Origin of the sequence: Microvirga sp. GCM10011540, assembly GCF_042650665.1 — a bacterium.
Lineage (GTDB): Bacteria > Pseudomonadota > Alphaproteobacteria > Rhizobiales > Beijerinckiaceae > Microvirga > Microvirga lenta.
Window position 1 is genome coordinate 24,414 of sequence record NZ_JBHSBQ010000013.1, and the last position, 22,073, is coordinate 46,486.

Sequence of the window (22,073 nt, forward strand, 5' to 3'; positions counted from 1 at the left end):
CGCTGATGACCGCTCACGTGCCGGCCGCCGACGTCTGCTCGGAAGGCCAGGGACTCGTCAACATCGACACGGCCTGCACCCGTGCCGCGACCTACGCCGAGGCGATCGCCGACACGGAAACCATTGCCGTTCACCGAGCCGGTGGCCGCACGCTGGCGGTGAACGTCTCAGCAGGACTGGCCATGCCGGCCTTCGACCAGTCGGCAATGGACGGTTATGCCATTGCCCTCGGCGGGGCCATGCTGCCGGCAGGCACGCGGCTCCCCGTGGCCGGGCGGGTTGCCGCAGGGGACGCCACCGTTGCGTTGCCGGCAGGCCATGCAGTCCGTGTCTTCACGGGAGCACCGTTGCCATCCGGAGCCGATGCCGTCCTGATGCAGGAGCACGGCTGGCGCGACGGCGATGAACTCATCCTCAACCGCATGGTTCGAACAGGCGACAACATCAGGCGGCGGGGAGAGGACATCGAACCCGGAGAATCCCTTCTCTCGCAGGGCCTGCACCTCGATGCGCGTCACGTGGCGCTGCTCTCGGCCCAAGGTCTCCCGGACGTGGCCGTGCGTCGACGGCCCTGCGTCGGGGTGATCTCGACCGGAAACGAACTCGCTCAGCCCGGGTCGCCGCTCGCCAGCGCGATGATCTACGACTCCAACCGACCGATGGTGATGGCGCTTGCAGCGCAAGCGGGCCTGGATGTGCTCGACGGCGGCTGGGTTCGTGATGACCCAAACGCCCTTGCGGCTGTTCTAAGGGAAGTCTCCGGACGCTGCGATCTCGTGGTGACGACGGGCGGAGCCTCCGTCGGGGAAGAGGACCATTCCGCGTCCGCGGTCGCCCGGGCGGGTGGTACCTGCGAGACGTTGAAGATTGCCCTGAAGCCAGGCAAGCCCGCCGTGATCGGGAAGATCGGATCGGCAGCCTATCTCGGCCTGCCCGGCAACCCGGTCGCCGCCTTGGTCTCGTGGCTCATCCTCGGAGGAGCGGTCGTTGCGGCGCTCGAGGGCCGGATGGTGCGGCGGCGCCAGGGATGCCTGATGCCCGCAGCCTCGCGGTTCGGGCGCCGGCCGGGCCGTACCGAGTTCGCCCCGGGCCGTGTCGTCGAACGCGACGGAGTGCCCGCGGTCGAAATCCTTGGACGCGGTGGCTCCGCCCGGCTCCGCCCGTTGGCCGAGGCCGACGGACTGGTCGAGATCCACCCGCTTCACGCCCCGGTCGATGCCGGAGAGATGATCCTTTTCCATCCGTTCCGCGACGGCTTCGCGGTCTGAGTTCCCGAAGAAACATTCACTCGATCAGGAGATCCGATGTCCATGCGTTTCGTTGCCATCCTGCTGTCCTCCGCTCTCGTGGGCTCTGCCCTCGCGCCGGACTTCGCCAATGCCCAGGATGCGGCTGCCGGTGAAAAGGTGTTCGCCCAGTGCCGCGCCTGCCATCAGGTGGGGGAGAATGCCAAGAACGCGGTCGGGCCGCACCTGAACGGCCTCTTCGGCCGCACGGCCGGATCGGTCGAAGGCTACAACTATTCCCCGGCCAACAAGAACTCGGGCATCACCTGGGACGAGGCAGTGTTCCGGGAGTACATCCAGAACCCGCGTGCCAAGATTCCCGGCACGAAGATGATCTATGCCGGCCTGAAGGACGAGCAGCGCATCATTGATCTCATTGCCCATCTCAAGCAGTTCGACGCCACGGGAAAGAAGCAATGATGTGGTCCAATCCCGTTTTGATGGCCGGTGCAGGGGACGTGAGTACAACATGAATATGAGGCTGGTGTATTTCGCTTGGATCCGCGAGCGGGTCGGCAAGATGGACGAGGAGGTCAGCCTTCCTTCCGACGTGGCCACGGTCGCGGACCTCGTCAACTGGCTGAAGGGCCGGGGCGAGGAATACGAGTAGGCCTTCGAGAACGAGGGGATTGTCCGCGTCGCCGTCGACCACGTGCACGCTCGCCCCAACGCCTCCATACATGGGGCCCGTGAGATCGCCTTCTTTCCGCCCATGACCGGAGGATGAGGGTGAGTACAGCGAGCCCCAAAATCCGGATCCAACGCGACGACTTCGATGTCGAGCGGGAGACGGCCGCAATCCGCGAGCAGGGTGCTGAAGTAGGCGCCATCGTCACCTTCACGGGCCTGTGTCGCAGCGAGGATGACCGCCTCGTCGCGCTGGAGATCGAGCATTACCCGGGCATGGCGCAAGCCGAGGTGACCCGCATCTTTGGGCAGGCGACGCGGTAGTGACCCTTGCTGGGAGTGACGGTGATTCATCGGCATGGAAAGACCAGGTGGGCGAGAACATCGTTCTCGTCATCGTTGCCTTGAGCCGCCAATGGGCGGCCTTGCCGGCGGCGGAGTTCATGGACGGGCCCAGCCGAGCCGTGACTCGCAAGTAGACAGTCTCGATACCCAACAAAGGACTGGGTGCAAATTGGCACGACTCCTAGGTATGGTGTCCCCGGACGCCCCACTGGCGGACCCAATTATACGCTCATGTTGGAGGAAACTGATGCTACGCCACTCTGCTGCCACTGCGGTCATGATCAGTGCTGCTCTTTTCACAGGGGTTGCTTTCGCCCAGACCGGTAAGGTCACTATCGTAACTTCGTTCTCAAAGGATGTGACAGACCCGTTCAAGCAGGCTTTCGAGAAATCCCATCCGGGTGTCACCCTCGATGTGCAGAACCGGAACACGAATGCGGGCGTGAAGTTCGTCGAGGAGACAAAGGCCAACAATCAGGTCGACATCTTCTGGGCCTCGGCCCCGGACGCCTTCGAGGTCCTCAAGGGCAAAAACCTGCTCCAGAAGTACAAGCCAAAGGCCGAAGGCATTCCGGACAAGATCGGCTCCTATCCGATCAACGACCCTGAGAATTTCTATTCGGGATTTGCAGCCTCGGGCTACGGCATCATGTGGAATGACCGCTACGCCAAGGCGAACAAGCTGCCTGAGCCCAAGGACTGGCAGGACCTCGCCAAGCCGGTCTATTTCGACCACGTTGCCATGGCGGCGCCGTCGCGCTCGGGCACGACCCACCTGACCATCGAAACAATCCTTCAGGGCGAAGGCTGGGATCAGGGCTGGCGCACGCTGAAAGAGATGTCGGGCAACTTCCGCCAGATCACTGAGCGCTCCTTCGGGGTGCCGGAGGCGGTGAACTCCGGGCAGGTTGGCTTCGGCATCGTGATCGACTTCTTTGCCTTCTCGGCTCAGGCCTCGGGCTTCCCGGTGAAGTTCGTCTATCCGACAGTGACAACGATCGTGCCAGCGAATGTCGCTGTGGTCGCCAATGCTCCCAACAAAGCTGGAGCCGAGGCTTTCGTTGACTACCTCGTCTCGCCTGCCGGCCAAGAGGTTCTGCTCGAGCCGAGCATCCGCCGCCTGCCCGTGAACCCGGCCGTTTATGCCAAGGCACCGGCGGATTATCCGAACCCCTTCAAGGATCCATCCCTCGGTGCGCGGGTCAAGTTCGACGTAGACGTGTCGGAGAAGCGGACGAATGCTGTTGACGTCCTCTATGACCAGACCATTACGTTCCAGCTCGACGCGCTCAAAGCAGCCACCAAGGCCATTCACGATGCCGAGGCCGCGATCGCCAAGAAGGACAACGCCGAGGCCAAGGCTCTGGTGAAGGAGGCCCGCGACCTCGTGGCCGCCATGCCGATCACAGAGCAGCAGGCTTCGTCACCTGAAATTGCTGGAGCCTTCACCGGCGGCAAGGAGAAAGGCGCCCGCCAGGCTGAACTCGAGCAGCAATGGGCGGCCTTCGCGAAAGAGCGCTACCAGCAGGCCCAGGTTAAAGCCGAGCAGGCTCTGAAGCTCGCACGCTGATCATTCCGTCGGGCGGCTCGCATAGGCGAGCCGCCCGCAAAAACCCTTTTCGGATTTCAGGAGTGCGTCCATGGCTGGCGCCACGACCGCCGGGCGAGCGCATGCGCCGTCCGCGTCTTCCAAGTTCATGAGCTTGTCGGCGACACCGGGGCAGATCGCCCTTGCTCTCGGCATCGCTACCTTTCTCATTCTGTTCCTGGTCATTCCCGTCGGAACAGTGATCTATGTCGCCTTCACGGAGAAGGGGACGGGTGAGTTCACCTTGGTCAACTTCCTCGACTTCGCCCGAACGGATTTGTTCATCCGCTCCTTCTGGAATTCGGTCTATGTGTCCGCCATGTCGGTGGTGGTCGCATCGATCTTCGCGCTTCCGCTGGCCTACATCACCACGCGGTTCGAATTCCGCGGCGCCATGCTGATCCAGACGCTAGGCTTTCTGCCCCTGATCATGCCGCCCTTCGTCGGCGCAGTCGCCATGCTGCTCCTGTTCGGCCGGAACGGCACAGTGAACCTGCTTCTCGACGAGTGGTTCGGCATCAAGATTCCATTCATGGAGGGCTTGAACGGCGTCATCTTCGTTCAGGCTGTTCACTATTTCCCATTCATCCTGATCAATCTCTCGGCTGCTTTGCGCAACATCGATCGATCGATGGAGGAGGCGGCTCAGAATCTCGGCAGCTCCGGATTCCGGCTGTTCCGCCGCATCGTCTTTCCCCTCGCCATGCCGGGCTACATCGCAGGTGCGTCGCTCGTCTTCGTCAAGGTCTTCGACGATCTCGCGACGCCGCTGCTCCTGAACGTCAAGGACATGCTGGCGCCGCAGGCTTACCTGCGCGTCACCTCCATTGGCATCGCCGACCCGATGGGATATGTGATTTCCGTCGTGTTGATCTGCATGTCGATCCTGGCCATGTGGATCTCGGCCCGCGCCATGCGCGGCAAGGATTATGCCACGGTGCAGCGGGGCGGCGGTGGCCTGGCAAGGCGCCAGATGCGCCCTTGGGAGAGCGTGCTCGCGTATGCGACCGTCCTGCTCATCCTGCTGCTGGTGCTGGCACCCCATATCGGGCTGCTACTGCTCTCCTTCGCCACCATCTGGTCCTTCAGCCCGGTGCCGGACGCCTTTACCCTGGCTCATTACGGCCGCGTGTTTGGCGAGAGCTTCGTGTACGTCAAGAACACGCTCATCTATGCCTCCATCGCGGGACTGATCGATGTGGTTCTCGGCACCGCCATCGCGTACCTGGTGCTGAGAACGAAGCTGATCGGCCGCGAATGGCTCGACTGGGCCGCGACCGCCGCCTTGGCAATCCCGGGCGTCGTGCTCGGCATTGGCTATCTGCGCACCTTCTACGGTGTGCAGCTTCCTGATGGGACGCCGCTCGCCACCCTGTGGATCACGATCGTGCTGGCGCTGGCGATCCGGCGGCTGCCCTACGCCCTGCGCGCCTGCTACGCCGCCCTCCAGCAGATTTCGGTCTCGCTCGAGGAGGCGGCGGAGAATCTCGGCGCCACCAAGGTGCGAACCGCCCGCCGGATCATGCTGCCGCTGATGGCTGGCGGCATCCTGGCGGGCTTCGTCACGAGCTTTGCCACAGCCGCCGTGGAGCTCTCGGCGACGCTGATGCTCGTCCAGTCGAACGCGGACGCGCCACTCGCCTATGGCCTCTACGTCTTCATGCAATCGGCAGCCGGTCGGGGGCCTGGAGCCGCACTGGGCGTTATCGCCGTGCTGCTCGTCGCTCTGTGCACCTTCGCATCACACCTGATCATCGAGAGAAGCCAGCAGGCCAAAGGGGCCGGGCGCTGACCGCGTCGCGAGCCTGAGGAAACGCACACATGAACCAGCCTCTCCCTGCCACTATACTCAGCACCGACGCCGTGGATGTGGACATCCGCAACGTTGATCTGTCCTATGGCGCCAATCATGTGCTCAAGGGCATCAATCTTCACATTCGTCCGGGCGAGTTCTTCGCCTTCCTCGGTCCGTCTGGTTGCGGGAAGACGACGCTGCTGCGCCTCATCGCCGGATTCAACCAGGCCGATGGCGGCGAGGTCCTGGTCGGCGGCCGGAACGTGTCGCATCTGCCGCCCTGGAAGCGGGACGTGGGCATGGTGTTCCAGTCCTATGCCCTTTGGCCCCACATGACGGTGAAGCGCAACGTTGCGTTCGGTCTCGAGGAGCGGAAGGTCCCACGGGCCGAGGTCGACAGGCGTGTTGCGGCTGCCCTAGACCTCGTCGGGCTCGCGCACCTCGCCGACCGGCGTCCGTCGCAGCTCTCCGGCGGCCAGCAGCAGCGCGTCGCGGTTGCTCGCACCATTGCCATCGAGCCGAAAGTTCTTCTCCTTGACGAGCCTCTATCGAATCTGGACGCCAAGATGCGCGTGCAGGTGCGGCGGGAACTGCGCGATCTGCAACAGCGCTTGGGATTGACGACGATCTTCGTCACACACGACCAGGAGGAGGCCAATACAGTCAGCGACCGAATCGCGGTCATGAACGATGGCGTCGTGCAGCAGATTGGCACGCCCATGGAACTCTACGAAAAGCCCGCCAATCTGTTCGTGGCGAACTTCCTCGGCACAGCCAACATTCTTCCCGGGCGGGTGGCGCGCGAGGGGGGCGAGCGCTTCTTTGACATCGAGGGAAGGGTTCGCGTGCCGATCCCGGCTCACGTCGTTGTGCCTGAGGGAGCCAAGCTCGTCTTCCGGCCCCAGCATGCGTCCCTGGGCATGGACGCCGCCAGCGATGTATCACTGCCTGGCACCATCGTGCACAGCGAGTTCCTTGGTTCGACGCTTCGCTATGGGGTGAGAATCGGGGCCGCGGAGGTCTCCATCGACACGCCATTCCAATCAGAGGAGGCTCTCTACCCGCCGGGCTCCTCCGTGGAGATCGGCCTTTCGCTGCGCTCAGCTCTCTGGCTCTCTGCCTGAGACGGTATGCTGTAGGCGCAAGCCGGATGGCTTCGCCCATCCGGCAGAAGGGAAACGCGTTCCCTTCTGCCTTGTCACTTTGCTCCACAAACGTCAGTAGCGATCCCATGCCCCCTTTGAAAGCCATCATCTTCGATCTGGACGGAACCCTCGTTGATAGCGCGCGCGACCTCCAAGACGCGACAAACGCCCTCTTGGCAGAGGAAGGCCTTCGGCCGATCGGCGTTGACGAGGTCAAGTCCATGATCGGGGACGGGGCTGCCAAACTTGTCGAACGTGCCATCACTGCGACGGGAGGGGATTTGGCGCGCCTGCCTGAATTCGTCGCCCGTTTCCTCAAGATTTATGAGGCTAATGCTTCCCGCCATACCGAAGCCTATCCTGGCGTCGTGGATACGCTGGCCAGTCTGCGGCGCTTGGGATTGTCGCTGGCGGTCGTCACCAACAAACCCTATGCGGCGACAATTGACATCTTGGAGGCGCTCGATCTGCGCATCTACTTCGAGACGGTTATCGGCGGCGATACACTTCCCGAGCGCAAGCCGCACCCAGCTCCAATTCTGATGGCGCTGAAGCGCTTGGACGTGGCGCCGGAGGCCGCGCTCATGGTCGGCGACAACTACCATGACGTGCAAGCGGCCCGCGCCGCCGGAATCCGCGCTTACGCGGTCACCTACGGGTACAGCCACAAGCCTCATGCGGAGCTCGGCGCCGATCGTCTTATCCAGACCATGTCCGAGCTGCTTCCTCTGATCGAGAACGCCGGCGCGGCGTGACGCCTCGGAAACACGGGACTGAGTCGCAGTGCCATCTCGCATACTTGGAGCCGTAAAACATGGGACTGACCCTGGTGCAGCACAGTGGGAGCGTTCGGTGACGCAGTTGCGGCGCTTCAGGACCTGGCTGGTACCTGTGACAAGTATCTGCATCTCCGCCATGGCGGAGATGCAAGCTTCCTGATCTTCGCGGCCTTTGGCGACAGGAGAAGGCCGCTCCAAGCGGCGGCCAGTTGGAAATGAAGCCCGTTCAGGAACGACGGCTCAGGCACATCCTGGTCGCAAGCCTAAGCTCGGGCAAGTGCACCTCAGCCACAGGACGTGGCCATTCTGACGATTGCGCAGTGGCGCAGACGGCGCTTCTTGCTCCGGCAGGATCCCAGTGCTGATATTTCGGTGATCTGCTGGTATTGCGGTGGCTCAAGGCTGCGTCCCTGAGGAGCACGCCAAGAAGCCGCATGATAGCACCACCCGGACTTAACCTGTCCATGGAGGTGCAAGTTTTTGGGAATGGCGAGAAGTTGCTGCGAGGTCACTTCTGCCCGGTAGGTCGTGAGCCTATCCAAAGCAGCCCCACGCAGACGATGTTCAGGCCAGCCATTCCCGTCAGGAGAACGAGAGCGGCGCCAGGGCCACTCCACTCGATGAGGATCGCCCCAAGGGAGGGCGAGAGCGCCTGGGCAAGCAGGCTCGGCATGGCCAGCTTGCCCATGAGCGACGCATAACCGAACGGGCCGAACAGAGCGAGCGGGAGCGTGCCCTTGGCAATGGAACCGATCCCGTTACCTGCACCATATAGGGCTAGTGCAAAGGCAAGAATTGGGAAGCCGGTGGCAAGAAGGATCACTCCGCCCGCAACTAGGACAACGGAGGCGACGAGGGTCCAGATGGGATGGTAATGACGCCCGAATGCCATCTCGACAACACGGGCTCCAACCTGGGAAGGGCCGACCAACGCCCCGAGGGCAACCGCCGCCGCGAGGTCCAGCCCACGGGCTTGCAGGAAGGTGAGCAGATGCACCCCAATCATGGAGGCGGTCACCGCCCCAAGGGTCAGAACGGTGGCCAGCAGGAGGAATGCCCGGTTGCGTCTGGATCCGGTCAGCGTCTGCGGGGCGGGCCCTTCATGGGTCTCTTCGGACGGCTTGGCGTCCGGCCTGACCGTGCCGATGCTGGGCAGGACGAAGGCGTGCAACGGGAGCGAAATGAGGATCTGGATCGCGGCGTAAACCGCGCAGGCGCCGCGCCAGCCGAAGTGCTCGACAAGCCAGGCGCTCAAGGGCCAGCAGACCGTGCTGGCAAAGCCACCCCACAGCGTCAGGGTGGTGATCGCGCGTCGGGCGTCCTTCCCGTACAGCCGGCCCAGCGTGGCGAAGGCGGCATCGTAGAGGCCGGCTCCCATGCCGATGCCCATCACCAGCCAGGCCATCAGGTAGACGGGGCGGCTGTGGGCCAAGGCCAGGGTGGCGAGGCCTGACCCGAGTAGGATCGAGCTGGCGGTGAGGACCGGACGGCCACCTCTTGCATCGATGGTTCGCCCGACACGCGGCGCGACCAGCCCGGCCACGAGGAGGCCGAGCGACAGTCCGCCCACGACCCAGCCGAGCGACCATCCGGTGTCGGCGGCAACTGGACGGGCGAGCACCGCCGGTAGGTAGAAGGACGATCCCCAGGCAAGGATCTGCGTGATCCCGAGGGTGGCAATGACCACCTCCGGGCTTGGCTTCGGCATGGCAGGATCACCTGCCAGGAATTCGGTTGCGGGGTTCGACACCTGCGGATCTCAGCAGCAGCCTGCGGGTTCCGCAACCCTCTCCGATGCCTTTCGGCCGGATACATCCGCGGAGCCGCAGCCACACCCGGCCGTGCCGTCTGCCTTGGCAACTGCGTCCGTGACGCAGCACGCGTCGACGTCCACCGGAGCAGGACCGCCGCAGCAGCCGGACGATGCCGCCGCTGCGACCGGGGCAAGGTTGGTCGAGCATACGCCCGTCTCCGGCAGCACGAGATGAACGTCGTCCGCCGCCGCAAAATCCCCGGCGATGGCCGCCACGACCGATCGCACCTGCTCATAGCCCGTGAGCATGAGGAAGGTCGGCGCGCGCCCGTAGCTCTTGATCCCCACGGTGTAGAAGCCCGGCTCGGGATGGGCGAGCTCACGGTGGCCGTGCGGCGGGACCGATCCGCACGAGTGGACGTTCGGGTCGATCAGCGGCCCGAGTGCTTTCGAGCTTTCCAGCCACGGATCAAGGTCGAGGCGCAGTTCCCGCGTGAGGTTCAGGTTCGGGCGCTGTCCGGTCGTGACCACGATCCGGTCGACCGGACCGACCTCGCGGACGCCGTCCGCGGTTTCGCCCTCGAGGACGACCTGGCCGCCGGCGGCGCGGACACGGGTGACCGAGAAGCCGGCCACCCGTGTGACGCGCCCGCTGTCGACGAGCGCCTTGAGCTTGGAGCCGAGTTCGCCCCGGGCCGGGAGCTGGTCGGCGCGCCCGCCGTAGACCCGCATCAGGTTGGCTCCGCGGGTCACCCACACGATTGAAGTCGCGGGATCGCGCTCCGCCAGCTTCGCGAGGTCGATGAGGACGTTGGCGGCCGAGTGCCCGGCACCGACCACAAGGATTGCCTTGCCTTCGTAAGCGGCGCAGTCGCGCCCGAGCACGTCCGGGATGCCGTAGGCGATTCGGTCCGCGTTCTCCGCCTCGCCCTCGGCGAGGATTCCACCTGCGCCCAAAGGATTCGGAGCCGTCCACGTCCCGGAAGCGTCGATCACGGCCCGGGCGAGGTCGCGCCGGATCGTGCCGTTGCCATTCGAGACGGCGAGGACGAAGGGCTTGGTCTCGCGGCCCTTGCTGAGCACCTTGTCGGCGCCTTGGCGGGTGATCGCCTTCACCTTTACGCCTGTCTCGATCACCGCCGCCATCTCCGGCGTCTCGGCGAGCGGCTTGAGGTAGGCGTCGTACAGGTCCGCTCCCGTCGGCATCGCCTTCCCCGGGGGCTCCTGCCAGCCGTGCGTCTGGAGCAGAGCGCGGGCGGCCGCGTCCGTGTTGTACCCCCACGGCGAGAACAGGCGGACGTGGCCCCAGTCGCGTACGTTGGCGGCGACGGTCTCGCCCGCCTCGTAGACCTTCACGGGCACCCCGCGCCGGATCAGGTGAGCGGCGGCGGCCAATCCGACCGGGCCGGCACCGATCACGGCGATGGGAAGGTTTTGGAGCGGTGTCATGGAAGGACTCCTTGGTCAACAGCAGGAGGCGGGTCGGGGAGCGAAGCCGTCACGCACGCGCTCGACAAAGGCACGTCCCTGACAGCAGAGGATCTTGAGCATCCGCGAGGGATCGCGGTAGCCCGGCTGGGCCAGGGCGGAGAGGATGTCGGTCCGCTCAAGCCCGATGTCGCGCAGGAGATGATTGTCCAGCTCGCCGAGTGCGGCGACCTGCCGACGGTTGCGGGCCGCACGGGCGAGGCGGAGGAGGGTTGAGAGGAAGCCTGGCATCTGCCTCTCTTTTCATGTTTCTAGAATTAGCGAAATACTGGGCAAAACAAATCAGGCGGCATTCTCCGCACGGGTTGCACATCCCGCGTCGGCGCAGCACTCGTCGGCCAGGTAGCCGATCAAGTTATTCATCGCCGGGTAGCTGGCCCGGCAGATCAGGGTCGTGGCCTGCCGCTCCTGCGTCACTAGTCCGGTCAGCAGGAGACGCTGGAGGTGGTGCGACAGCGTCGATCCAGGGATGCCGAGACGCTCCTGGATCTGCCCGACGGGCAAGCCCGTCTCGCCGGCCCGCACCAGGGTGCGGTAGACCTGGAGCCGGGTGGTGTTCCCGAGAGCTTCGAGCTGCTTGGCTGCTTGTTCGACGTTCATGGAAATAAGGTGGACTGATCTCGGGAGAGCGTCAAGCGGTATTTTGAGAATTATCGAAAAAACCGTCAAGCAGCACGCGGCCCCAGCAGGATGATGGCGGCCCCGACGAGGCAGACTACTGCGCCCGTGGCATCCCAGCGGTCCGGACGAACGCCTTCGACGATCCAGAGCCAGAGCAGGGAGGCCACGATGTAGACGCCGCCGTAGGCTGCGTACGCCCGACCCGCCGCATCGCTGTCGACGAGCGTCAACAGGTACGCGAACAGCGCGAGCGAGGCCCCGCCCGGGACAAGCCACCAGATGGACCTGTCCAGGCGAAGCCACGCCCAGAACGAAAAGCAGCCCACGATCTCGGCGACCGCAGCGCCCGCATATGCAAGAATCGTCATCCGCCGAACCTGTTACGAAACGGTCCCCTTGCCAATGGCCAGGCCTGTCAGAAGCGCGTCGTGAGCTCGGTCAGCCAGGCAGGCATGGCGGAGACGAGACTGGTTTCGAGGGCCTTGTCAGCCCCGGAGAGGATGAGCGCGCCGCTGGCGACCAGCATGCCGCCGAGCGCCATCTTGGCCCCGCTCCCCGCCGACATCAGCCGGCCGCGCCACCGCATCAACGCCTCGCGGGACAGCAAGCCAAGCAGGAGAAGCGGCAGTGCAGCACCGAGGCCGAAGGCCGCCATGGTGAGGGCGACCTGCCCCAGGTCCCGGCCCTGCGCCGCGAGCACCGAGGCCGCGCCGAGGGTGGGGCCGACGCAGGGACTCCACACGGCGCCAAGCAGGAGTCCGACCCCGAACTGTCCGCCGAGGCCCCCGGGAGAGAAGCCGCCGAAGCGCTGCTCCGCCCAGTTGCTCACCGGACCCGCCGCGATGGCCACCCGAGCCTGGAGCCGCGGCACGACGAGGACGACACCGAAAGCCACCAGCAGGAGGGCGCCAGTGGTCCGAAACATGCCGCCGTCAAGGCCGATCGAGAACCCGATCGTGGCGACGAACAGGCCGATGGCGACGAAGGACAGTGCCAGACCCGCCGCGAGGGCTGCCGGGCCGAACCTGTGCTCGGAGACCGCCGCCCCGAGCACGATGGGCAGGAGCGGCAGCACGCAGGGTGACAGGGTCGAGAGGAGGCCGGCAGCAAGCGCCAGTCCGGTGCCGACGATCTCCATCTCAGAGGGCCTTCCTCATGAGGGACTCGATCGCCTCGAAGCGGGTCTCCCCCACCGAGCGCGCCGTCTCGGCCCTGCCCTTGAACACCACGAAGGTGCTCTGGGAGCGGACGTTCAGGGCACGAAGGGCTTCCTTCTGCGTGTCGAAGTCAAGGTCGAAAAGGATGACGTCCTTGAACTCCGGGCGGGCGGCCAGTTGTGCCACCGAGGGCTTCTGCGCCTTGCACGTTCCGCACCAGGGCGCGGTCACGTGCACGACGATTGGCTTTCCGGCCTCCTGGGCGGCATGGAAGGTCTGGGCATCATAGGGCTTCCGGTCCGCGGCATGGGCAGGCAGGCTGATCGCGAGGATCGAGAGGACGATGCCGGACAGGGCACCACGGCGACTGACGGTCATGGGAGTTCCTTTCAGGAGGATGGTGAGGAGGTGGAAGAGGTCGCCAACTTCGGCGCGAACTGGGCGAACAGCAGGTCGGCAGCGTCGCGGGCCCGTTCCGGCGCGGTGACGGACAGGTGAACGCCGGCCGCGTCCTCCCGCATCCCGAAGCGGAGGAAGGCGCAGCAGGTCTGCTCCTTGCGGACGAGATCACGTACCACCTGGGCCGCCTCAGGGCCGTAGGTCAGGTGGAGGGACAGTCCCTCCCGTCGGGCGGACCGCAGCGACTGCTTTGCCAGTGCTTCGATCCAGTCCACGCGGTTCCTGTACTCGCCGGGGTTGAGCGAGCAGGCGAAGGGTTCGGCTTCAATGGTCGTCATGGTGGGCTCCTGTCATTCGGCTGCGGAGATTGGCGCGAGCTGCTTCGGTCCGGCGCAGCCGCATCCGGTTTCCGTGGTGGCGCACGCGGTCGTGGGGCGCCTGCGAAGCACGATCAGGAGGGCGAGGGTCGAGCCGACCAGAACGGCCAGCCCAATCCCCCAGCCCAGCGAGGCTGCGCCGAGACCGCCCAGGCCCAACCCGACGAGCAGGGAGCCCATGGCGGGCAATGAGCAGCAGGCGACGCAGGCGGCGCCCAGTCCAAGGAGTTTGAGAGCAGGTTTCATGGGATCCTCACGGCGGCCGGAGTGACGAACTTGCTGGAGGATGCGACCTCAAGTAACTTGAGGTTCAAGTCGTTTATTTCCGGATACACGAATATGTGTTCACAGCCCCTGACCATCGGTGCCCTGGCCGACCAGACCGGGTGCAACGTCCCGACCATCCGCTACTACGAGGAGATCGGCCTCCTGCCGCCGGCGCGTCGGCGTCCCGGGGGGCACCGCTTCTATGCCGAGGCCGACCTGCGGCGGCTGACCTTCATCCGGCGCTGCCGCGACTTCGGGTTTCCGATCGAGCAGGTCCGTGCGCTGGTGGAGCTGACCGAGGCCTCGGACAGGGACTGCAACGAGGCACGCGACCTGGCCCAGGCCCACCTCGAGGAGGTGCGCCAGAAGCTCGCCGAGCTCCAGGCGCTCGAACGTACCCTCGTGGGCTTCGTGGAGACCTGCACCGCGGCCTGCGCCGGCGGTCCGGCCTCGGACTGCGTGATCCTCGATGACCTGGCGGAGCCCGCCCGGCAAGCGTGCTGCGGCTGAGCGGCGGGATCGCGGTGACACTGGCGGACAACAAGTTGCTTGTTCAACGGCTGGTGGACGAGGTCATCAACGGGCGGGACCTGGCTGTCCTCGACGAGCTCTGCACGCTGGCGCTCGCCCCGAAGCTCCGGCTGGCCTTCAAGCAGTTCCTTGAGGCGTTCGGCGACTGGAAGCAGACAGTGGTCGAGCTGGTCGCGGAAGGGGACACCGTCGTGGCCCGGTTCCGCTGCGAGGGTACGCAGACCGGGGATTGGCTTGGTCTCCCCGCGAGTGGGCGGCGGATGAGGATCGACGAGGTCTACTTCTTCAGGCTTGAGAACAACCGCATCGCACGGCTCTGGGGACTGGAGGATACCTGGACCCGCAGGCGGCAACTCGCGGGCGAGGACGCCCGTCTGGGCGAACTCGGATCACTGAGTTGAGAAAGGCGGTTTCGGGTGCCGCTTGAGGACTGCCGGCGCAGTCCCGGCCTTCATTTGCCGCGACCGGGATCCTGTCAGGCCCGCCATGTATCCATGGTGGTTCCCAAGCATCGCCGTCAGTCGATGGTACGATCCATGGCACCGACATCGACCGAAGATAGCGGCAGCGTGACGGGATCTTCCTCCAGCGAAAGCCTTTGTCCCTGCTTCTGGTTCAGGGTTTCCTGCTCTCTCGAATCCGGCAATCCTCGAGCAGGCCCGACCGACCAGCGTTATCAACTCGGAGCCGCCTTGACCCCGTACCCGCCCAAGGACTTGGGAGGCCGGGAATGCTGGCACGGGTCCTAGCCTCACGTCGGCCGGAACGCCTGAACGACGGTCCGATCGGTTTCGAGACGCGCCGCTCCGATCAGATCGATGCAGTACGGGATAGCAGGGAAGACGGCCATCAGGCTCACCCGGATCGAGGACGGCTTGCCGGGGCAGTTGACGATCAGTGCCTTGCCGCGAATCCCGGCGGTCTGCCGCGAAAGGATCGCGGTCGGCACCTGTTCCAGGCTCCTCCGGCGAAGAAGCTCCCCAAAGCCCGGCATCATCCTCTCGCAGGCGGCCTCGGTGCCCTCAGGCGTGAGGTCGCGGGGCGCCGGCCCCGTGCCTCCGGTCGTCAACACGAGGTCACATCCGCCTTGGTCGACGAGATCGACCGGGGCATCGCGTACGCTCTCAAGGCCATCGGGCACGATGCAGGCCACCGCCTCCCACGGCGAGGTCAGGATTTCCTCGAGCGTTGACCGGATTGCCGGGCCACTCTCATCTCCATAGACACCGGAGCTCGCCCGGTCGGATATGGTCAGGATGCCAATCCTGGCAGGGCGAACAGACTCGGTCATCACACGAACCCTCCCTGGCCGCCCGACCCGAGGCTTACTGCCAGGCGTCGCGCGGTACCTATTCGGCTGCCTTGATTTCGTGGCTCATCGCGGCCGCGGCAAGACGCGTGGCTTCCTTCTCGGCCGTGTCCTTGCGCTCGCTGTAGCGGTCGGTGAGGTAGTCGGAGCGGTCGCGGGTCAGGAGCGTGAACTTCACCAGCTCCTCCATCACATCCACGACGCGATCGTAGTAGGGGGACGGCTTCATCCGTCCGGCCTCGTCGAACTCCTGGAAGGCCTTGGCGACCGAGGACTGGTTCGGGATCGTCACCATCCGCATCCAGCGCCCGAGCACGCGCAGTTGGTTCACGGCGTTGAAGGACTGCGAGCCGCCGCAGACCTGCATCACGGCCAGCGTGCGGCCCTGCGTCGGCCGCACCGATCCCGTGGCGAGCGGGATCCAGTCGATCTGGGCCTTCATCACCGCGCTCATGGCCCCGTGTCGTTCCGGGCTGCACCAGACCTGGCCCTCGGACCAGAGCGACAACTCGCGCAGTTCCTGGACCTTGGGATGGTCGCTGGCGGTCGCATCCGGTAGCGGCAAGCCATGTGGATCGAAGACCCGGGTTTCGGCGCCGAAGTGCTTCAGCAACCGCTCCGCCTCGAGTGTGAGGAAGCGGCTGTAGGAGCGTTCCCGCAGGGAACCGTAGAGCAGGAGGATGCGGGGAGGGTGCGTGGATAATCGCCTGGGCTCCAGCTTGCCGAGGTCCGGCACGTCGAGGACCGAGAAGTCGATGTTGGGAAGATCACTCACCGGGCTGTGCTCCCCGCTTGGGGGCGGTCTCAGGCAGCCTGTGCCGCACTGCGCCACGCTCGTACCAGCCCTGGCTGCGGTTCACGATCCAGACGACCGACAGCATCACCGGGACTTCAATCAGGACGCCAACCACGGTTGCTAATGCCGCTCCGGAGTTGAAGCCGAAAAGGCTGATCGCGGCCGCCACGGCGAGCTCGAAGAAGTTCGAGGCACCGATCAGGGCCGAGGGGCCCGCGACGCAGTGCTGCTCGCCCGCAACCCGGTTGAGCAGGTAGGCTAAGCCGGAGTTGAAGTAGACCTGGATCAGGATCGGCACGGCCAGCATGGCGATGATCAGGGGCTGTGCCAGGATCTGCTCGCCCTGGAAGCCGAACAGCAGAACCAGGGTGGCGAGCAGGGACACCAGCGACAGCGGCTGCAAGACCCGGAGCAATCCGGTCAGGGACGCCTCGCCGCCGTTCGCCAACAGGCGCGAGCGCAGGAACTGGGCCAGCACCACGGGGATGACGATGTAGAGCACGACCGAGAACAGGAGGGTGTCCCACGGCACGGTGATCGCGGACAGGCCGAGCAGCAGCCCAACGATGGGCGCGAAGGCCACCACCATGATGATGTCGTTGAGGGCCACCTGGCTCAAGGTGAAGTGCGGCTCGCCCTTCGTCAGATGGCTCCACACGAACACCATCGCCGTGCAGGGCGCGGCCGCTAGGATGATCAGGCCGGCGATGTAGGAGTTGATCTGGTCGGCGGGAAGGTAGGGCCTGAAGACGTAGCCGATGAAGAGCCAGCCGAGCGCCGCCATCGAGAATGGCTTCACCGCCCAGTTGATGAACAGCGTCACGCCGATGCCGCGCCAGTGCTCGCGCACCCGTCCGAGCGACGCGAAGTCGATCTTGATCAGCATCGGAATCACCATCAGCCAGATCAGGGCTGCCACGGGCAGGTTGACCTTGGCGACCTCCAGGGCACCGACGGTCTGGAATACCCCGGGGAAGAGGTGGCCGAGGGCGATGCCAGCGACAATGCACAGGGCGACCCAGAGGGTCAGGTAGCGCTCAAAGAGTGACATGGAGAATTCCTTCAGGCGGTGGCCGCGCGGTGTCCGGAGGCGTCGACGACGATCCCGCCGTCCTCCTTGCGGAACTCGCCCTGCTGGGGCGGCAGAAGATCGAGAACGGCCTCCGACGGACGGCACAGGCGCACGCCCTTCGGTGTGACGACGATGGGGCGGTTGATCAGGATCGGGTGCGCCATCATGGCGTCGAGGAGCTGATCATCCGTCAAGGATGGGCCGTCGAGGCCGAGCTCCTCGTAGGGCGTGCCCTTCTGGCGGATGACGGCGCGGACCGGCACGCCCATGCGCTCGATGAGTTGGCGCAGCAGGAGCCGGGTCGGCGGAGACTTCAGGTACTCGATGACGTGCGGCTCGATACCGGCGTTGCGGATCATCGCCAGGGTGTTGCGTGACGTGCCGCAGTCCGGGTTGTGGTAAATGATGACGTCCATGGGGAACCTCAGGCCGAGCGGCGGTCGAAGGGAAGCACGCTGCCAGAGGTTGCGCCCTCGAGGCGGCCGATCTCCCGCAGGTGATGGGTCAGCGCGACCTGGTCGAGGCTTGCCATCGGCAGCGCCAGAAAGGCCGAAATCCGGTTCTTGAGGTACTTGGCGGCCTGGACGAAGGCGCGTTCCTTCTCGATGTCGGTGCCCTCGACGGCGGCAGGGTCCTCGATGCCCCAGTGGGCTGTTGCCGGATGGCCCAGCCACACAGGGCAGGCTTCACCCGCGGCGCTGTCGCAGACGGTGAGGATGAAGTCCATCACGGGCGCATCCGGTCCGGCGAACTCGTCCCAGCTCTTCGAGCGGAAACCGTCGGCCGGGTAGCCGAGGCTGTCGAGTACCTTCAGGGCGAATGGATTGACGGTGCCCTTCGGCTGGCTGCCTGCCGAGAAGGCGTTGAAGCGGCCGGCACCGTCCTTGCGCAGGATGCCCTCCGCCAGGACGGATCGGGCGGTGTTGCCCGTGCACAGGAACAGCACGTTGTAGGGACGGTCAGCCATCGAGGGTCTCCTTCGGGGAACAGCAGGGGGCGAGGGCATCGATCAGGGGAGCGCACACGCCAGGATGGCCGCCGCAGCAGTCCTTGAGAAGGTAGGTCACGACCTCGCGCAGATGGTCGAGATCAGCGCGGTAGATGATCGAGCGGCTGCGGCGCTCGGATCGGACCAGCCTCGCCCGGGCGAGGATGCCCAGGTGCGAGGACATGGTGTTGTGTGGGACGGCCAGTTCCCGGGCGATGTCGCCCGCCGGCAGGCCCTCCGGCTCGTGCTTTACCAGCAGCCGGAACACCTCGAGGCGGGTTGACTGGGCCAAGGCCGCGAGAGACAGGATGACGTTCTCTGATTCCATTTGTCGAGACTTATGGAAGCAAGTGACAGCAGTCAAGCGCTTTCCACGCGACCCACGCGTTCACGGCCTGCACGCATAAGGTTGGTCGGGCGGGTTCAATGCTCGGGGTGCTGGCACTTCCCATGGTCCGCGAGGACCTCGATGATCCGGCACTCGGAAATCCTACGGTGGTCGCAGGTGACCATGGTCTCGAGTTCGTCACGCAAGGCCGTGAGCCGTGCGATCTTGTCCTTCACCTCGTCGAGATGGGCCTTAGTGATGTCATGCACCTCGCCGCAGGAGCGGTCGGGATCTCCTGCGAGGCCCAGGAGCTGCCGGATAGCTTCGACCTCGAAGCCGAGCTCGCGGGCGTGGCGGATGAAGTTCAGCCGGCGGACGTCCCCGGGACGATACCGCCGCTGCTGGCCCTCGGTCCGGGTCGGCTCGGCCAAGAGGCCGATCTGCTCGTAGTACCGGATGGTGGGGACCTTCACCTGGGTCTGCCGCGACAGCTCGCCAATCGTCAGGGACATCAAGATACCTCTTGAACCTCTAGCCGCTAGAGGATGTAGGGTCGGCCCGACTCAAAAAGCAAGGACCGAACGATGACGACAAACGTGGCCGCCCAGAAGATCAGGTATCGCGTCCAGGGCATGGACTGCGCCTCCTGCGCCCGCAAGATCGAAACCGCACTCACCCGCGTGCCGGGCGTCTCCGACATCTCCATCAGCACCACCACGGAGACCCTGCGCCTGCGGGCCGCCGAGGCGGCCACGGGCGAGCAGGTCGAGAAGGTGGTCCGTGGCCTCGGCTACGGCATCACGCCCGTGGAGGAGGGAGCCCGGCACGACCACGGTGCCGAGGAGGGGCCTTGGTGGCGTTCGGCCAAGGGGCGGCTGACGCTCTTCTGCGGGCTTGCCCTCGCGGCCGCCTGGGGTCTGGCGGCGCTCCTGCCAGGCTACGAGGCCTGGCTCTACACCGCCGCCATGCTGATCGGCCTGGTGCCGATCGCCCGCCGCGCGGTGTCCGCCGCCATGGCCGGGGCGCCCTTTACCATCGAGACCCTGATGAGCATCGCCGCCGTGGGGGCGGTGATCATCGGCGAGACCGAGGAGGCCGCCATCGTGGTGCTGCTCTTCCTCGTCGGCGAGCTGCTGGAGGGCGTCGCCGCCGGCCGGGCGCGGGCCAGCATCCGGTCCCTGACCAGCCTGGTGCCCAAGACCGCCTTCATCGAGCGCAACAGCAGCCTGGAGGAGGTCGCGGCCGAGACCCTTGCGGTGGGCGATGTGATTGCGGTTCGGCCCGGCGACCGGGTTCCGGCGGATGGCATGATCGTCTCCGGAGAGAGCGCCATCGACGAGGCCCCCGTCACGGGCGAGAGCACCCCGAAACGCAAGGGAGAGGGCGAGAGCGTGTTCGCCGGCACCATCAACACCGACGGCAGCCTGCGCGTCCGCGTGACCGCCGCGGCCGAGGACAACACCATCGCCCGCGTGGTGCGCTTGGTCGAGGAAGCGCAGGAGGCCAAGGCCCCGACCGAGCGCTTCATCGACCGCTTCTCGCGCTACTACACCCCGGCCGTGCTCGTCGTTGGCGCCCTCGTGGCCATCCTGCCGCCGCTGCTGGCAGGCGAGCCTTGGGGCGAGTGGGTGTACAAGGGACTGGCCGTGCTCCTGATCGGCTGCCCCTGCGCCCTCGTCATCTCGACCCCCGCTGCCATCGCGGCAGGCCTGGCGGCGGGCGCCCGGCGCGGTCTGCTCATCAAGGGCGGTGCCGTGTTGGAGACCCTCGGCAAGGTGACCGCTGTCGCCCTCGACAAGACCGGAACCCTCACGGAGGGGCGGCCCAAGGTGACCGATATCGTTGCCCTCGGCGAAGCCAGCGAACGCGATGTCCTCGAGGACGCGGCCGCCCTTGACGCCACGTCCTCGCACCCGATCGCGAAGGCGATCGTGGCGCGGGCGCAGGCCGAGGGCATCGAGGTTGCTCCCGCCATCGGCGTGATGGCGCTCGGCGGCAAGGGCGTAAAGGGTCGGTTCAAGCGCCGCGGCCTGTTCCTCGGCTCGCCCAAGGCCGCCTCGGCCATCGCGCCCCTCCCGCCAGAGGCCGAGGCCCGGATCGGTGCGTTGCAGGATGAGGGCAAGACCGTGTCCGTCCTGCTGGTGAACGACACCCCCGTCGGGCTGGTCGCCGTCCGTGACGAGCCGCGCGACGACGCGCTGGAGGGCCTGAAAGCGCTCAAGGCCCGCGGCGTCACGCCTGTCATGCTCACAGGCGACAACGCGAGGACGGCCGCCGCCATCGCCCGCACGCTGGGCGTGGAACCCCGCGCCGACCTGCTGCCGCAGGACAAGCTCCGGATCGTCAACGAGCTCAAGGCCCAGGGGCAGGTGGTCGCCAAGGTTGGCGATGGCATCAACGACGCCCCGGCGCTGGCGGCGGCGGATGTGGGCATCGCCATGGGCGGCGGCACCGACGTGGCGCTGGAGACGGCGGACGGGGCGGTTCTACATGGGCGCGTCCTCGACATCGCCCGCATGATCGCGCTCTCGAAGGCCACCATGGGCAACATCCGCCAGAACATCGGCGTGGCGTTGGGCCTGAAGGCGGTGTTCCTGGTGACCACCATCCTTGGCATCACCGGCCTGTGGCCCGCAATCCTCGCCGACACGGGCGCGACGGTGCTGGTCACGGCCAACGCCATGCGCCTGCTCGGGGCTGGGCGGAGCGTGTGATGCCGTCGCCCTGGCTCCCTGTTGCCATCCTCGTCGCCGTCGGCATCACCTTCGCGGTGCTGACGCGGCAGGTGGCGCGGCGCATCGGGCGCGCCCCCAACCGCTTCGGTGCAAGCGACACCGCCCATGATTTCGTGGGGCGGGTGTACCGCGTCGGCGGGGCCACCTTCCTTGTCTTCCTGGTCGCCCGGGCGATCTCGCCCGGGATCGATACGACCGCAGGCCTGATCCCCATGCTCGCCCGTCCGACCGTCGCTTGGCTCGGTCTTGCAGTCATGGCTGCGGGCAGTGCCGTCATCCTCGCCGCCCAGGCGCAGATGGGAGCGTCCTGGCGCATCGGCCTCGATCAGGAGAGGACCGGCCTCGTGACGACGGGCCTGTTCGCCTGGTCGCGCAACCCAACCTTCCTCGGCATGGTCGGCGTGGTGCTCGGCGCCTTCCTCGTGGCTCCGCCCACCCTCACGGGCATGGTTCTCACGGCCGCCTGGATCGCCTTCTCGGTGCAGGTCCGCATGGAGGAGGAGCACCTGCACCGCATGCACGGTCCTGCTTACGACGGATATCGCGCCGCCGTGCGGCGCTGGTTCGGCCTTCCGGCAGGTAGGTCCGGCGAGCCCGCCAGCCTTGGCCACCCTGTGGATCACGGGTAAACGGAAGCGGATGCCTCAATCCTGCCGGACTTGAAGGCATGCTCTCAGGCGGATCGGC

General features: G+C 65.9%; 27 protein-coding genes and 1 pseudogene. 12 read left to right on the top strand and 16 right to left on the bottom strand.

Going from position 1 to position 22,073, the window contains the following annotated elements; translation table 11 throughout:
- The first annotated feature begins 5 nt into the window (after positions 1–5).
- The 8 genes and pseudogenes from glp to gph all read left to right on the top strand — a co-directional run bounded on the left by glp (position 6) and on the right by gph (position 7,541).
- Positions 6–1,268 (top strand): gephyrin-like molybdotransferase Glp, encoded by a 1,263-nt coding sequence (gene glp / locus ACFOYU_RS05535; RefSeq protein WP_377032778.1) that lies wholly within the window; start codon positions 6–8, stop codon positions 1,266–1,268.
- Between the two features lie 42 nt (positions 1,269–1,310).
- Complete coding sequence (locus tag ACFOYU_RS05540) at positions 1,311–1,706, top strand: c-type cytochrome (RefSeq protein WP_377032779.1); 396 nt, start codon at positions 1,311–1,313, stop codon at positions 1,704–1,706.
- Between the two features lie 55 nt (positions 1,707–1,761).
- Positions 1,762–2,013, top strand: a pseudogene (moaD, locus tag ACFOYU_RS05545) (molybdopterin converting factor subunit 1).
- 2 nt (positions 2,014–2,015) lie between these two features.
- Positions 2,016–2,237: a molybdenum cofactor biosynthesis protein MoaE gene (locus tag ACFOYU_RS05550; protein WP_377032780.1), complete on the top strand. Its 222-nt coding sequence runs from the start codon at positions 2,016–2,018 to the stop codon at positions 2,235–2,237.
- A gap of 268 nt (positions 2,238–2,505) precedes the next feature.
- Positions 2,506–3,828 carry an ABC transporter substrate-binding protein gene (locus ACFOYU_RS05555; RefSeq protein ID WP_377032938.1) on the top strand — a complete coding sequence of 441 codons (1,323 nt, stop codon included), beginning with the start codon at positions 2,506–2,508 and terminating at the stop codon, positions 3,826–3,828.
- A 127-nt stretch (positions 3,829–3,955) separates the two neighbouring features.
- A complete protein-coding gene (locus ACFOYU_RS05560) occupies positions 3,956–5,638 on the top strand; it encodes an ABC transporter permease (protein WP_377032939.1) in 1,683 nt (560 codons plus the stop codon).
- A 29-nt stretch (positions 5,639–5,667) separates the two neighbouring features.
- Positions 5,668–6,765, top strand: a complete 1,098-nt coding sequence (locus tag ACFOYU_RS05565; RefSeq protein ID WP_377032781.1) for an ABC transporter ATP-binding protein — start codon at positions 5,668–5,670, stop codon at positions 6,763–6,765.
- 26 nt (positions 6,766–6,791) lie between these two features.
- Complete coding sequence (gene gph / locus ACFOYU_RS05570; RefSeq protein WP_377032782.1) at positions 6,792–7,541, top strand: phosphoglycolate phosphatase; 750 nt, start codon at positions 6,792–6,794, stop codon at positions 7,539–7,541.
- 532 nt (positions 7,542–8,073) lie between these two features.
- On the opposite strand, the gene ACFOYU_RS05575 is transcribed toward gph, so the two are convergent.
- The 9 genes from ACFOYU_RS05575 to ACFOYU_RS05615 all read right to left on the bottom strand — a co-directional run bounded on the left by ACFOYU_RS05575 (position 8,074) and on the right by ACFOYU_RS05615 (position 13,606).
- Positions 8,074–9,273, bottom strand: a complete 1,200-nt coding sequence (locus ACFOYU_RS05575) for an MFS transporter (protein ID WP_377032783.1) — start codon at positions 9,271–9,273, stop codon at positions 8,074–8,076.
- A 51-nt stretch (positions 9,274–9,324) separates the two neighbouring features.
- Positions 9,325–10,767, bottom strand: coding sequence for an NAD(P)-binding domain-containing protein (locus tag ACFOYU_RS05580; protein ID WP_377032784.1), 1,443 nt, complete (start codon positions 10,765–10,767; stop codon positions 9,325–9,327).
- 15 nt (positions 10,768–10,782) lie between these two features.
- Complete coding sequence (locus tag ACFOYU_RS05585) at positions 10,783–11,037, bottom strand: DUF1127 domain-containing protein (RefSeq protein WP_377032785.1); 255 nt, start codon at positions 11,035–11,037, stop codon at positions 10,783–10,785.
- Positions 11,038–11,088: 51 nt separating this feature from the next.
- Positions 11,089–11,406 (bottom strand): ArsR/SmtB family transcription factor, encoded by a 318-nt coding sequence (locus ACFOYU_RS05590; protein WP_377032786.1) that lies wholly within the window; start codon positions 11,404–11,406, stop codon positions 11,089–11,091.
- Positions 11,407–11,471: 65 nt separating this feature from the next.
- On the bottom strand, positions 11,472–11,795 hold the full coding sequence (locus ACFOYU_RS05595) for a YnfA family protein (RefSeq protein WP_377032787.1): 324 nt from the start codon (positions 11,793–11,795) through the stop codon (positions 11,472–11,474).
- Between the two features lie 47 nt (positions 11,796–11,842).
- Positions 11,843–12,565: a cytochrome c biogenesis CcdA family protein gene (locus tag ACFOYU_RS05600; protein WP_377032788.1), complete on the bottom strand. Its 723-nt coding sequence runs from the start codon at positions 12,563–12,565 to the stop codon at positions 11,843–11,845.
- A gap of 1 nt (position 12,566) precedes the next feature.
- Positions 12,567–12,962: a thioredoxin family protein gene (locus ACFOYU_RS05605; protein ID WP_377032789.1), complete on the bottom strand. Its 396-nt coding sequence runs from the start codon at positions 12,960–12,962 to the stop codon at positions 12,567–12,569.
- Positions 12,963–12,973: 11 nt separating this feature from the next.
- Positions 12,974–13,321: a hypothetical protein gene (locus ACFOYU_RS05610; RefSeq protein WP_377032790.1), complete on the bottom strand. Its 348-nt coding sequence runs from the start codon at positions 13,319–13,321 to the stop codon at positions 12,974–12,976.
- Between the two features lie 12 nt (positions 13,322–13,333).
- Positions 13,334–13,606 (bottom strand): hypothetical protein, encoded by a 273-nt coding sequence (locus ACFOYU_RS05615; protein ID WP_377032791.1) that lies wholly within the window; start codon positions 13,604–13,606, stop codon positions 13,334–13,336.
- Positions 13,607–13,699: 93 nt separating this feature from the next.
- On the opposite strand from ACFOYU_RS05615, the gene ACFOYU_RS05620 reads away from it, so the two are divergent.
- A complete protein-coding gene (locus tag ACFOYU_RS05620; RefSeq protein WP_377032792.1) occupies positions 13,700–14,137 on the top strand; it encodes a helix-turn-helix domain-containing protein in 438 nt (145 codons plus the stop codon).
- Positions 14,125–14,559 carry an ester cyclase gene (locus tag ACFOYU_RS05625; protein WP_377032793.1) on the top strand — a complete coding sequence of 145 codons (435 nt, stop codon included), beginning with the start codon at positions 14,125–14,127 and terminating at the stop codon, positions 14,557–14,559. Before ACFOYU_RS05620 ends, ACFOYU_RS05625 begins: the two co-directional genes overlap by 13 nt.
- A 350-nt stretch (positions 14,560–14,909) precedes the next feature.
- Here ACFOYU_RS05625 and mog read toward each other — a convergent pair whose 3' ends face one another.
- The 7 genes from mog to ACFOYU_RS05660 form a co-directional block, all read right to left on the bottom strand.
- On the bottom strand, positions 14,910–15,449 hold the full coding sequence (gene mog / locus ACFOYU_RS05630; protein ID WP_377032794.1) for a molybdopterin adenylyltransferase: 540 nt from the start codon (positions 15,447–15,449) through the stop codon (positions 14,910–14,912).
- Between the two features lie 58 nt (positions 15,450–15,507).
- Positions 15,508–16,242, bottom strand: a complete 735-nt coding sequence (gene arsH / locus ACFOYU_RS05635; RefSeq protein WP_377032795.1) for an arsenical resistance protein ArsH — start codon at positions 16,240–16,242, stop codon at positions 15,508–15,510.
- Entirely contained in the window at positions 16,235–17,314 is a 1,080-nt protein-coding gene (arsB, locus tag ACFOYU_RS05640) for an ACR3 family arsenite efflux transporter (RefSeq protein ID WP_377032796.1), read from the bottom strand. Before arsB ends, arsH begins: the two co-directional genes overlap by 8 nt.
- An 11-nt stretch (positions 17,315–17,325) precedes the next feature.
- Positions 17,326–17,751, bottom strand: a complete 426-nt coding sequence (gene arsC, locus ACFOYU_RS05645; protein WP_377032797.1) for an arsenate reductase (glutaredoxin) — start codon at positions 17,749–17,751, stop codon at positions 17,326–17,328.
- Between the two features lie 8 nt (positions 17,752–17,759).
- Positions 17,760–18,302, bottom strand: coding sequence for an arsenate reductase ArsC (locus ACFOYU_RS05650; protein WP_377032798.1), 543 nt, complete (start codon positions 18,300–18,302; stop codon positions 17,760–17,762).
- Positions 18,295–18,651 (bottom strand): ArsR/SmtB family transcription factor, encoded by a 357-nt coding sequence (locus ACFOYU_RS05655; RefSeq protein WP_377032799.1) that lies wholly within the window; start codon positions 18,649–18,651, stop codon positions 18,295–18,297. Before ACFOYU_RS05655 ends, ACFOYU_RS05650 begins: the two co-directional genes overlap by 8 nt.
- 95 nt (positions 18,652–18,746) lie before the next feature.
- Complete coding sequence (locus ACFOYU_RS05660) at positions 18,747–19,166, bottom strand: helix-turn-helix domain-containing protein (protein WP_377032800.1); 420 nt, start codon at positions 19,164–19,166, stop codon at positions 18,747–18,749.
- A 69-nt stretch (positions 19,167–19,235) separates the two neighbouring features.
- Here ACFOYU_RS05660 and ACFOYU_RS05665 point away from each other — a divergent pair, with 69 nt between their 5' ends.
- Together ACFOYU_RS05665 and ACFOYU_RS05670 are read left to right on the top strand one after the other, a co-directional pair.
- Positions 19,236–21,365 carry a heavy metal translocating P-type ATPase gene (locus ACFOYU_RS05665; RefSeq protein ID WP_377032801.1) on the top strand — a complete coding sequence of 710 codons (2,130 nt, stop codon included), beginning with the start codon at positions 19,236–19,238 and terminating at the stop codon, positions 21,363–21,365.
- On the top strand, positions 21,365–22,015 hold the full coding sequence (locus tag ACFOYU_RS05670; protein WP_377032802.1) for a methyltransferase family protein: 651 nt from the start codon (positions 21,365–21,367) through the stop codon (positions 22,013–22,015). Before ACFOYU_RS05665 ends, ACFOYU_RS05670 begins: the two co-directional genes overlap by 1 nt.
- The last annotated feature ends 58 nt before the right edge of the window (positions 22,016–22,073 follow it).